The following is an 11,961-nucleotide window of genomic DNA, read 5'->3' as shown; positions in this document are numbered from 1 at the left end:
CCCTCTTTTTTTAGTCTTGCACGGATAGAATTTGTAAAATATCATAAATGGGCGTTTTTTCTACATTGTCTATCACAAGAATGAGATTGGCTAAGCTTAGCTCTCTATGGAGTGTAGCAAGATTCTCACCTTTCCATTTGTCTTTAAAAATCTCTGCTATTCTTATGCTCTCTGCCTTAGCGTATTCTTTATTAAATTGTAGTGAGCTAAGCCAATCACGCAGCCGCCCCTTAGGCGAATTATCCTTTTTAAAATCTTGTATAAGAGATTTGAAAGCCTTAATGCTAGGCTTATTTTCAATATCCCTAAGATAATAAGGTCCAAAATCGCAACGCACACTATTGATACTAAGCTCTTCATCAAGGAATTGTGAGAAGCCCTCCACATACGAGCCTTGAATATTATGAAACATAAGGCAAGAGGGCGGGAGCTTAGGATTTATCTCTTTAGCATCTTTTTTGGCATAAGCACATAAATCTTCCGCTAGTTTCACCGCATAGAAAAAGGGAAATTTTTCATTACAATAGGCAATACCCGCACACGCAGTTAAGGAGCTTTGCTTATGTATATTTTGTGTGTTAGATTCAAAGTTTTCTAAAAATTTTTCACTCAAGTCTAAGGCGATATTAGCATTGCAAATAAGCGTTACATCATCGCCCCCTAGGATAATATCACGCAAGGCATTTTGATATGTGGGATTAGAATCTATGATAGATTCCAAGGTTTGCTTGTAGGCTTCCTTTGTCGCACTATCAAGCTTTTGTGAAAATGTCTTCATCTCATCTTTTTCTAATCCCCTTACAATGCCACCTAGCCCATTGCCATCAATGTGTATCACAGCAATTTTATTCTTTTTATTTTTTATAGCATTGATGTCTTGGGCTAGGGCTTTGTTTTTATTTACAGCTTCATTAAAGGCTTGAAGTTTTTGGTTTACGCTTGTATCAAACATTTCTTTTTTATTTGTCGCTAGCTTACTTGGAATCGCACTTAAGCCCGTGCGTGGATTTATCGCACAAATGCTAAGATGAGTATCTAAAGGCAGGGCGATTTTATTTCTTGCAATTTTTAGATTTTTCTCTAGCTTCGCACTTGCACTTTTATACTCATTCATCACAACGACACTTTAGGAGAGATTCACACCATAGGCACTTTGAAGAATCTTTTTTGGTAGATATTTGACGACCTTTTTTACATCAGATTCATTATCAAAAATCACTCGCAGATTCCCCGCAGCCTTGAGAATAACATCTGGCTCTGTGCTAAGATGAAACTCCGCTTTTAAATCTATCTCATCAAAAGTTTTGATAATCTCACTTGCCCCTACAATCTCTCTTAGCTTATTTGTTTTAAAAATAAATTCTTGCAGCCCCTGCAAGCTCGCTCCATACAAATATTGTCCCATTATATGACCTCCAATGTGATTTTGCCTAGTCCAAAGACGCATTGCTTCCCAACGCCTAGAATCTCGCCAATTTTAAGAATCTCATAAGTCTCTTTATTTAGACCTTGTAAAGTGATTTGCCCCATTATGCCTCCTAGATTCATTGTAGTTTTTTGGCGATTGCTTAGGCGGGTAAGCTCTTTAAAAAATAAGTCTCTCTCTGCTATCTCGCCACTTATTTGATGGGGGAATTTCTCATATTCACGCCCCAAAATCCGCACTTGCCTTTGATATATGGAATTGCCTATATCGTGTAAGGTTAAGTTTTGACTTTTTACAAAGACATTGTTTTGCTTCATTCTAAGCGGTGTGCGAAAATGTAATATCACATTTTGATGAAAATCTTGTATATCTATATGCTTTGTGTAAGAAGTAGGCAGAGATAGGCTCTTGTCCTTATAGCAGTTAATGTCATTCACAAATAAATCAAAATCTTTGACAATACGGCGTTCCTTGCCTAGCCCCTGCTCTGTTAGCATAAAGTGAAAGGCAGAGATAATAAGCGGGAGCGATTGTGTGGCTTCATTAAAGAGATAAAAGTTAAAGTCATAATACGCTTTGCCAAGCTCATAGTCAAAGCGGTAGGCGTGATAAGTGTTTTTATTTTCATAAAAGTCATAATACACACATTGCGATGAGGCATAGCAGTTATGACAGATTCTCTTTTAGTTAATACATACGATATGTTTTAACGCATAGCCCAAAGCTCCGCGAAGCTGTAAGCCGATAAAATATGGTGGCTTATGTTTAAAAATAATGCTGAGTTTTGTATATATCATAATGCGTAGTTAAACTTATCTCCCTCTTGTATATAGATATGAATCTTTCTTGCCCTCCACCCACTCTGCACGGCGACCATATTATCAAAAAATGCTTTCTCCCCCGTATAAGCGATTGAAAAATTACTCTCCCTATCAAGTGTGCCTAAGATTCCTAAAATTTCTGAACGCGTAACCTGCTTTCTTAAAATCTTAATGGGAATTTCTTGCTCCAAATTATCCCTATGGATAATAATACTGATTTTGTGATTATCTCTCCCGAACCTATACGCCACAATACCAAAAGTCCCAAGAGAGATAAAAGTGCTTATAATATTCATAGAATCCTTATAAAACTAAAACATAAGGCAGAGATTTTAATATAGGATTTTTTAATGTTTATACTTTGTGATAAAGATTTGTTAAGATTTCATTCTACAATTTACAAGTCAAGCACATACAAAAAGGAATTGCAATGCTTATTATTATGATTTTAGGTATGGTTGGGATAAATAAAGATAGGCAAAAGAGCTTTGCCAAATATACAAGCCAAGACTTTAACATCATAGATAAAGAGTATAGCAACTCCACAGATGTGCTGTTAAGTAACTTCCCAAATGCCAAGTTTGAATTTATCACCACAAAAGAAGCCCTTGAGCGACAAAAACTTGTTTTTGATGATAGATTGGAGTATTTACACAAGCTAGAATCCCACGCCCACGAGTTAAAAAGCAATGATGATATAGATTTGGTGCTAAAAAAGGTGCTAGAGATTATCCAAACAAGCAAAGATTCTCACCAAAAGATTTTGCTAGACATCACCCACGGAATGCGTCATCAACCGCTTATGGCTGCCTTTGGTGCGACACTTGCGCGTGTTGATATGAAAGCAGATATACAGATTCTCTATGCTAAAGAGATAAAGCCAAACAAGGAATATGAGTATATATTTTTTGTTGGCTCTGTTGCAATAACTTATTGAAGATTGAGTTAAATTTTGTTAGAATATATCCTAATTAAATAACGAAATATAGGGGGTTTCAATGCAAAAAGTATCTAATGAAATTGAGATAATTAGACAGCTCTTTGGCTCACTCTCTGAAAAAGACAAGAAAACATTCATAAAATCAATTAAATTTCAAGACGAACCTAGTAAAAGTGAAGCCATAAAGCGAGAGATAACTCATTGTCCGCATTGTAGTTCCATAGAATTTAGCAAGAATGGTAAAGTTAGCGGATTTCAGCGTTTTATATGCAAAGAGTGTGGTGAAACATTTGGCACAAGAAACCAAACTATATTCTACGCAGTTAAAAAAGATATGGAAGTTTGGAAGCAATATATCCATTATATGATTGAAAAATACTCTCTGTGAAAAACTGCTGAAATCTGCGGAATATCAACTAGAACTGCTTTTACATGGCGACATAAGATATTGGATGCTTTGCAGAAAATGCAAGATAAAGTTAGACTAGATGGTGTAGTAGAAGCTGACGAAACCTTTCTACCTCTCTCTTTTAAAGGCCATCATAAGAATTTTAACTTACCACGTTTAGCTAAGCATAGAGGCGAACCTGCAACTAGACGTGGATTATCAAAAGAGCAGGTTTGTATAAGCTGTGGAGTTAATCTAAACGGATTATCAATATCTAAAATATCTAATCTCGGAAAGCCTAAATTACAAGATATTGAAAAAGTTTTAATTAATAAGATACAAAAAGATAGTATATTAGTTACCGATAGTTTTAGAGCATATCTAAAATTAGCAAAAGATATGAATTTAAGTCATATCAGCATACCTAGAAATCATTATAAGATAGGAGCATTTAATATCCAAACAATCAACAGCTACCACAGCAGATTAAAGAATATGCTAATCCACAGCTTTAAGGGCGTATCTACAAAGTATCTCAATAACTACCTTGTCTATAACAATTTTGTAAATTTTGCCAAAGAGAGTAGAAGTGGAAAAGAACAAATATTGTTAGACCGCATAATTAATACTGAGTGTCTTAGCAAGTCAGTCAATATAGCTAATAGACCTGCTGTGCCGCTGCCACAAGCGAACTAATCTTAGACAAAAGGAAAACAAAATGACAAGCTGGACAAGAGAAAGTATAAATCTAGCTAATAACTATGACTACTTAGATAGATTATATACGATTTACCCTGTAATCTCTAATGTTAGACAAAATTTATCACCCGAAGTAATGAATAATTTAGCTTCTATGCTATTGCCTACGCCTAATTTTGCTAGAGGTGAATTGCTTAACTTGCTTTTAGAACAAGAAGTTTTTCCTATTAAAGACTCTTATGTAGCTTATCTTAGACGAGATAGAACTGCAATAGAACGAAATCCTAATACAGTAAATAGAATTGAAACCACAATCGCAAATATGGGGTATCAAAATGTCTTAAGAGAAATTACTAGACCTATTGAAGCTAATAGACAAATGGGACAGCATTTTAAAAATTGGGTAAATTCTCAGTATTTTAGATATGAAAAAACAAATGATATTAATCACTTTTTAACCACAGATACTTTGCTTGTTTTTATAGGCAGCGACAAAGTTATGGCAGAAGTGGCTCAAGATTATTTTGGCTATCAAAAAGGGAAAGGCATTGATTTTATAGCCAAAAAAGGACAAAGCGTAGCAATAGGCGAAGCAAAATTTTTAACTGACTTTGGAGGTCATCAAAACGCTCAATTCAATGACGCTAATAACATTATATCCATTAACGCTTTTGCACCTAGCAACTATCAAATTTTTCCTATTGCAATCTTAGATGGCGTTTTATATATTCAAAACACTGCTAACGGAAACGCTACTAATAATAAAATGGCAAATTTTCTTAATAATTCAGATAAGCTAATAATGTCGGCTTTGCTACTTATTGATTTTATAGCGACTTTATAATGGCAGCATCTTTAGTATTTGACGGCAAACTTTCTGTTGCCGAACTTGAAAACAAAATAGATAATTGTCAAAAAAACAAACTTAATTTAGCATATTCAAGCAATAAAGCAAGTTTGTATCATCAGGACAATTTTTTGGCTATGTCCGCCTTGTTAAAAACTCATAGTGGTAAAATTGACTTGGTCTATATCGACCCGCCATTTAATACAGGTCAAGATTTTTCATTTTCTAAAACAAGAACTGCTTCAATATCTAATTCAAAGAGCGATGAATTAGCGTATAGCGATAGTTTTAAGCTCGATGAGTATTTGAAATTTATGCAAGAGCGATTATATATAATCCATAAGCTTTTAAGTGATTGTGGAACACTATATCTACACATTGACATTAAAATGGGACACTATTTTAAACTTATTTTAGATGAGATTTTTGGTCAAAAAAACTTCATCAATGAAATTACACGAGTAAAATCAAATCCTAAAAACTTTAAACGCAAGGCATTTGGCAACATTAAAGATGTAATTTATGTTTATGCTAAAAATAGTGGCAAACAAATATTTAACGATATAGTTATAAAGTTATCCGGGGATGAATTAGAAAAGCTATTTCCAAAAATAGATGAAGCCGGAGAAAGATATACAACCGTCCCTTGTCACGCACCCGGTGAAACTATTGACGGCGATACTGGCAAAGAATGGCATGGTATGTTACCGCCTAGAGGCAGACATTGGCGAAGCTCACCTATTGAATTAGAAGCATTAGATAAGCAAGGTTTAATCGAATGGTCTAAAACAGGTAATCCACGCATAAAAAAATATGCTAAAGACCATAAAGGAAAAAAGATACAAGATATTTGGAGCGATTTTAAAGACCCACAATATCCAAAATACCCAACTGAAAAAAATTTAGATATGCTTGAATTGATTGTAAAACAATCATCTAATGAAAATTCTATTATTATGGATTGTTTTTGTGGCAGTGGCTCTTTTTTATTAGCTGGTTTAAATCATAATCGTTCAGTTATTGGAATAGATAGTGGAGATAGAAGCATAGAAATTTCAAAAGAAAATATAATTAGTGAATTAAAGCTTTTTGCTTAATTTTGCTATTTTTTAAAAAATGTTTTAAATCAATAAGTTATTGCAACAGAGCCAATAAAAAATAGCGTTTGTAATATAGATATTTAAAAATGGCGTTTAAAATGCGGATTGAAAAAAGCTAAGATGATAAAGGATAGGGAATGCAGAACTATCAGGTAAGAATCTACTTTGAAGATACGGATTGTGGGCAGATTGTCTATCATACAAATTATATAAAATATTGCGAGCGGGCAAGGAGTGAGCTATTTTTTTCTCAAGGGTTAAAGCCATTTTTAGGCGATAGTGGCTTTGTGTTAAAAAGCTTAAAAGCGGATTTTTGCTCTAGTGCGAGGCTTGGGGATTTGCTAGAGGTAAGAAGTGAGCTAAAAGAGATGAAAAATGCCTCTGTGATAATGCAACAAGATATTTATAGAATCTACAATGCCTTAGAGAATAGGCAATGTGATGAGCTTGTGTTTAAGGGTGAGATTACACTTGCTTTTGTTGATGTGAAAAATGGGAAGATTGCCAAGATTCCACAGCAAATGCGTGAAGTGCTTGTTTAAGCTTAAGGGGAGTAAGAATGAATCTTGATTTACAAAAGCCAAATATTACCTATCCGTGTAAGTGGGAGTATCGCATTATAGGGAAAGATGAGAAAAAGCTACGGGAGCTTATTTTTGAGATTATGCCGCGTGAATATGAGATAAAGTTTGGCAAGAACTCCGCACAAGGACATTATGTGAGCTTGTATGTGGAGCTTGTGGTGCAAAGTGAAAATGAACGCAATGAGATTTTTAGTGCGTTACAAAAAAGCCAAGAAGTCAAAATGGTGCTATAAGGGGGTAAGCGTGAGGTTTGGTAAGATTGCTTATCTTAATCTTTTGCCTTTTGATGTATTTATTAAAAAATACCCTACGCCTTGTTATTTTAAGACTTTTTTGGGGCTTAGGAAGTCCTATCCTGCGAGATTGAATAAGGATTTTTTATATAAAAGAATTGATGCGGGGTTTATCTCATCTATTGCTGGGTATGAATCTATGCGTTTAAATAAGGCTACAAATGCTGGGATTATCGCTAGGGGTGCGGTGTGGAGCGTAATAGCTATACATAATCCAAAACAAAAAGATGACTATCAATCTGCTTCATCAAATGCGTTAGCCAAAGTGCTTGATGTGAGGGGGGAAATTCTCATTGGCGATAGGGCATTAGCCTATAAGCTAAGCCATAATGAAAATAGCTATATAGATTTGGGGCAGAAGTGGTGGGACGCTCATCATCTAGGCTTTAGTTTCGGGCGGCTGTGTTTCAATAAAAATGCGAAGTTTTACACAACAATGGCTCAAAGCTTTGTCAATAAACGCATAAAGATTCCACACTATATTTTGCAGCAAAGGGCGATAGAATCTGGTATTGCTAAAAAGGACATTTTGGCATATTTGGAGCATATCCATTACAAAATAGGCAAAAAGGAAAAACTCGCCCTTAGTCGTTTCTATGCTAAACTCCGCTTGAAAGGCATAAAAAAGCCAAGCCGTTTTTAAAAAGCTTTGGTTATCACTTCTTGGTTATAATGCTAGGCTTTAATCAAAGTAAGATTTTAAGATTCCAAAGCAAAAGGGTATGTGTGAAAAAAACTCTCGTCATCGCACAAGGTGATATAGCAAAGATTTTCCTTGATAGTATTTTGGATAAATATTTTAGCAATGATTATTATATTGTCATCTCAAAAGATATGTGCTTTATCCCGGAGAAAATCCCAAGCTCATTTGAATTTCATACTTTTGACTATACTTCTGCGTTTAGGATTTCACAAGTTTATAATGAAGAGATTTATAATATTTTTCTTGTGCTTGATGATGAGAGTGAGATTCTAGCTACTTATGAGATTTTAAGAGAGTTAAATAAAAAGACACGCATTGTTACTTCCCTTGCGTTAGAGAAGTACACACAAGCGATGAAAGATGATAAGAATCTTATTGTGCTTAATCAAAGGCAGATTATTGCCAATAAATTTATTGAGCGACTGCCAAATGTCCCGCTTATCCCGCGTAGCTTTGGCTTGGGGCAGGGGGAGATTATGGAAGTGGGTGTGCCTTCTGGCAGTATTTTTGCCTATCGGCATATAGACTCAATCCAGCAGAGAAAATGGCGTATAGTGGGCGTGTATAGACGCGGAGAGCTGCTTTTAAGCTCACATTCTGTGGTGATTCGGCCAAATGATAGTTTGCTGATTGTGGGTGATCCAAAAATACTAAATGATGTGTATATGCAGATTAAAAGCGATATAGGGCAGTTTCCCGCACCTTTTGGGCGTGATATATTTTTGTATGTGGATATGTCGCTATCAAACGAGCATAGAATCTATAATGATGTACAAAATGCCCTTTTTCTCAATGAGAAGCTTAAAAACAACAAGCTTTTTATACATATCTTAAAGCCAAGCAATTTTGATTTGCTTGATAAAATTAAGGCTTTAGAATCTAAAAATGTTGAAGTGTGGGTGGATTACACAAATGCGAATTTTAGGGAGAAAATCGCTAAAGATTCACAAAAACGCTTTGGGTTAGTTATTATCAATCAAGATATTTTTGCTTTACGCAGAAACCGCAGGGCGTTGTTTGAGCTTTCTATCCCTGTGTTAAAGACAGGCTGGGAGCATATAGATGAGTGTAAAAAAAGCTTTGTAGTGTTAAGTGAAAATATGGCAAATACTGAAAATGTCGCTTCTGTGGTGTTTGATATATCAAAGCAGTTAAATTTAGAAGTTGATGTGTATGACTATGACACAGATGGCTCATATCATAATGAGATTATGCAAAGCTATGAGGAACTCTCTAGAATCTATGAACGCAAGCTCAATACTATACAAACAGATTCTAAAAATCCCATATCTTATATCCAAGATAGCTTTACACCTTATTTGTGTTTCGTGCCTTTTGAACGCAATATTGCCAAAACAAAGACTTTTGCCTTTACTTCAACAGATGTGCATAAAATCGCCTCTATGAATAATAAAAATCCTCAAATTTTTATCCCACTTCCCCAAAAACAAGGCTCATAATGACAACATTGCAGATACAAACGCCACATTCCACCTATCCTATCCATATAGGCAAGCTCCCCACAATCGCCCACGCCCACAAGGTGCTGATAGTCTCAAATCCCAAAGTAGCGGGATTATATCTCTCTCAAGTATTACAAAGCCTTGAATCTAAAGAAGTGTATGTGTGTATTGTGCCTGATGGGGAGCAGTATAAAAATATGCAAAGTGTGGAATATATCCTTGAATGTGCCTTTTCTCATAGGCTTGATAGAAAATCGCTGATGATTGCCCTAGGCGGTGGTGTCATAGGGGATATGGTGGGCTTTGTAAGCGGGATTTACCAAAGGGGGATTGACTTTATACAGATTCCTACGACTTTGCTTTCTCAAGTAGATGCGTCTGTGGGTGGTAAAACGGGCATTAATAATGAGTTTGGCAAGAATCTTATAGGGCTTTTTCATCAGCCAAAGGCAGTGTATATTGATCCACATTTTTTACAGACTTTATCTTTAAGAGAGTTTGGGGCTGGAGTGGCAGAGATTATAAAAATGGCGGTGTGCTTTGATAAGGAGTTTTTTGCGTATTTGCAAAATCACACTTTGAATCTGCAAGATACGCAAAGCCTTGTATATGCTATCACTCAAGCGGTAAGCATTAAGGCAAAGGTAGTCAGCAGTGACGAAAAAGAGAAGGGCATTAGGGCTGCGTTAAATTATGGGCATACTTTTGGACACGCGATTGAAAATCTTACGGATTATAAGCGGTATTTGCACGGCGAGGCGGTTAGCATTGGTATGTGTATGGCAAATGCACTTGCTTATGAGCTAGGATTCTTACAAGATAATGAGGTGGAGGCGATAAAAAATCTGCTTGAAAGGTATGATTTACCGACATTTTTTGAAATTGGCAATGTGTTGGGCTTTTATGAAAAATTTTATTTGGATAAAAAGAGTGCGGATTCTAAGATTATGTTTATTTTGCCAAAGGGGCTTGGCGATGTGGCTTTGTGTGAAGATGTGCCAAAGCAAAAAGTGCTTAGGATTCTAAGTGAGTTTGAAAAATGAAAAAAGTCTTTGTGTTATTTGTGCTGTGGCTGTTGTGCTGTTGTGCGGTGCTACTAGCGGAGAAAACGCCAAAGCAAGAGCAGGATTTTGGAATCACGCAATTACAAAAAGAGCTAGAAGCTATTGATACGAAGTTTGAAAGCAGTGAGAATGTGTGGCTAAAGCATTATGTGAGCTTGGAAAATTATAATGAGATTACAAATGAGATTACCGCACTTCAAAAGGAGCTAGAATCTCATTATACAAATCCTCCGCGTTCTTTAACGCATCGCCTTGAGACATTGCAAAGGCAGCAGGACTTACTCAAAGAATATGCTAAACACCCTTATGGCTCACTGCTAGAAGCCAAAAATATGGAAGAGATTCCACAAATTACAAATCCTTTTTTAATCCTATCGGGCTATTCTTTTATCAAACAAATTGATGAGCAGAAAAACGCCCTTGTGGCAAACCAAGAGAGTTTAGAATCTTTGCTAGAGCTTGTAAGGGAAAAATATAGAATCTTAAATCAGCTCTCTTTTGTGGATAAATCTGTTGCGGTGGCAGATAAGATTGTGCGGATTCAAACAATGCTAGAGGAGCTAGAGGGTGCACAAAGGATTCTAGCTACTTCTATGGATTTGTATAATCAAGAATCCCAAAGCACAATTTTAAAGCTTAAACATCAAATCAAAGCACAATTTTTAAAGACGATATATATTGGCATAGCCGTGCTGATTACGATACTTTTAGCCTTTTTATTAAAGCTCACTTTACGCAAATATATCCTTGATACCGATAGAATCTACACCGCAAGTAAGGTTATAAACTTTTTAAATATCACTATTATTGTGCTTATTTTGCTCTTTGCTTATATGGAGAATGTCAGCTATCTCGTGGCGATTGTGGGCTTTGCCTCGGCTGGTTTGGCTATTGCTATGAAAGATTTATTTATGAGTGTGCTGGGGTGGTTTGTAATTGTCCTAGGTGGAAGTGTGCATGTAGGTGATAGGGTGCGTGTGTGTAAAGATGGTAGTGTTTATGTGGGTGATGTGCTTGATATTTCAATGCTTAGAATTACTATTTTTGAAGATGTAACGCTTACAAGCTATATGGAAAATCGCCGTGCTGGACGCATTATCTTTATCCCAAATAATTATATTTTTACAACAATGTTTGCTAACTACACGCACGGAGGGCTAAAAACCGTGTGGGACGGGATAGACTTTACCATTACTTTTGATAGCAATTACAAAAAAGCCCTTAAAATCGCCACAGACACGGGCAAAAAATACGCTAAAGGCTATACAGAAATGGTGCGACAGCAGGTGCATCGTATGCGTGATAAGTATTCTTTGAGAAATCCAAACTTGGAAGTAAGAAGCTATTGTATGATTGAGCCAAATGGGCTTAGAATCTCTATGTGGTATCAAACAAACGCCTATGCGACTTTAGCGTTGCGTAGCACCATTTCGGGCGAAATGATGGAGCAGATTCTTAAAGAAGATGATATACATATTGCTTACCCCACAAGCAAGGTTGTTACTTCGGCAAATGATGGCATTGGCAATAAGGATAAAAAGATTGATGAAGCAAATGTGGAGAATCTTGCCCTGCTTGGTGGGGCGGTGGCGGATTCTAAAGAGAATGTGTAGATTCTAAGCGGCAAATGTAG

Annotated in this window: 13 protein-coding genes and 1 pseudogene; 10 read left to right on the top strand and 4 right to left on the bottom strand. The window is 36.1% G+C overall.

Annotation, left to right across the window (positions count from 1 at the left end):
* Positions 1 to 10 precede the first annotated feature (10 nt).
* The 4 genes from HCN_RS08835 to HCN_RS08820 all read right to left on the bottom strand — a co-directional run bounded on the left by HCN_RS08835 (position 11) and on the right by HCN_RS08820 (position 2,543).
* Complete coding sequence (locus HCN_RS08835; RefSeq protein ID WP_014667284.1) at positions 11 to 1,114, bottom strand: Cas10/Cmr2 second palm domain-containing protein; 1,104 nt, start codon at positions 1,112 to 1,114, stop codon at positions 11 to 13.
* Positions 1,115 to 1,126: 12 nt separating this feature from the next.
* A complete protein-coding gene (locus HCN_RS08830) occupies positions 1,127 to 1,405 on the bottom strand; it encodes a hypothetical protein (RefSeq protein WP_014667283.1) in 279 nt (92 codons plus the stop codon).
* Positions 1,405 to 2,070 carry a CRISPR system precrRNA processing endoribonuclease RAMP protein Cas6 gene (gene cas6, locus HCN_RS08825; protein ID WP_014667282.1) on the bottom strand — a complete coding sequence of 222 codons (666 nt, stop codon included), beginning with the start codon at positions 2,068 to 2,070 and terminating at the stop codon, positions 1,405 to 1,407. Before cas6 ends, HCN_RS08830 begins: the two co-directional genes overlap by 1 nt.
* Before the next feature lie 149 nt (positions 2,071 to 2,219).
* The gene (locus tag HCN_RS08820) at positions 2,220 to 2,543 is read right to left on the bottom strand and encodes a hypothetical protein (RefSeq protein ID WP_002955680.1); all 324 of its coding nucleotides are present in this window, start codon (positions 2,541 to 2,543) and stop codon (positions 2,220 to 2,222) included.
* Positions 2,544 to 2,677: 134 nt separating this feature from the next.
* On the opposite strand from HCN_RS08820, the gene HCN_RS08815 reads away from it, so the two are divergent.
* The 10 genes and pseudogenes from HCN_RS08815 to HCN_RS08770 all read left to right on the top strand — a co-directional run bounded on the left by HCN_RS08815 (position 2,678) and on the right by HCN_RS08770 (position 11,941).
* Positions 2,678 to 3,184, top strand: a complete 507-nt coding sequence (locus HCN_RS08815; protein WP_014667281.1) for a CRISPR-associated DxTHG motif protein — start codon at positions 2,678 to 2,680, stop codon at positions 3,182 to 3,184.
* Positions 3,185 to 3,245: 61 nt separating this feature from the next.
* A pseudogene (locus HCN_RS11340) lies at positions 3,246 to 4,271 on the top strand (IS1595 family transposase).
* A 22-nt stretch (positions 4,272 to 4,293) separates the two neighbouring features.
* A complete protein-coding gene (locus HCN_RS08805; protein ID WP_014667278.1) occupies positions 4,294 to 5,118 on the top strand; it encodes a hypothetical protein in 825 nt (274 codons plus the stop codon).
* The gene (locus HCN_RS08800) at positions 5,118 to 6,218 is read left to right on the top strand and encodes a site-specific DNA-methyltransferase (RefSeq protein ID WP_014667606.1); all 1,101 of its coding nucleotides are present in this window, start codon (positions 5,118 to 5,120) and stop codon (positions 6,216 to 6,218) included. The genes HCN_RS08805 and HCN_RS08800 overlap by 1 nt, the downstream gene beginning before the upstream one ends.
* A 140-nt stretch (positions 6,219 to 6,358) precedes the next feature.
* Entirely contained in the window at positions 6,359 to 6,763 is a 405-nt protein-coding gene (locus HCN_RS08795; protein WP_002955674.1) for an acyl-CoA thioesterase, read from the top strand.
* A gap of 17 nt (positions 6,764 to 6,780) precedes the next feature.
* Positions 6,781 to 7,038, top strand: coding sequence for an HP0495 family protein (locus tag HCN_RS08790; RefSeq protein ID WP_002955673.1), 258 nt, complete (start codon positions 6,781 to 6,783; stop codon positions 7,036 to 7,038).
* 10 nt (positions 7,039 to 7,048) lie between these two features.
* A complete protein-coding gene (locus HCN_RS08785) occupies positions 7,049 to 7,741 on the top strand; it encodes an MqnA/MqnD/SBP family protein (RefSeq protein WP_002955672.1) in 693 nt (230 codons plus the stop codon).
* Between the two features lie 83 nt (positions 7,742 to 7,824).
* Positions 7,825 to 9,261, top strand: a complete 1,437-nt coding sequence (locus tag HCN_RS08780) for a COG3400 family protein (RefSeq protein WP_014667277.1) — start codon at positions 7,825 to 7,827, stop codon at positions 9,259 to 9,261.
* On the top strand, positions 9,261 to 10,307 hold the full coding sequence (gene aroB / locus HCN_RS08775; RefSeq protein WP_002955670.1) for a 3-dehydroquinate synthase: 1,047 nt from the start codon (positions 9,261 to 9,263) through the stop codon (positions 10,305 to 10,307). The genes HCN_RS08780 and aroB overlap by 1 nt, the downstream gene beginning before the upstream one ends.
* Entirely contained in the window at positions 10,304 to 11,941 is a 1,638-nt protein-coding gene (locus HCN_RS08770; RefSeq protein WP_014667276.1) for a mechanosensitive ion channel domain-containing protein, read from the top strand. The genes aroB and HCN_RS08770 overlap by 4 nt, the downstream gene beginning before the upstream one ends.
* Positions 11,942 to 11,961 lie beyond the last annotated feature (20 nt).

Source organism: Helicobacter cinaedi PAGU611 (assembly GCF_000284635.1).
Lineage (GTDB): Bacteria > Campylobacterota > Campylobacteria > Campylobacterales > Helicobacteraceae > Helicobacter_C > Helicobacter_C cinaedi.
The sequence above is the reverse complement of the archived record's forward strand: the minus strand, read 5'-3'. Positions and strand labels throughout refer to the sequence as shown.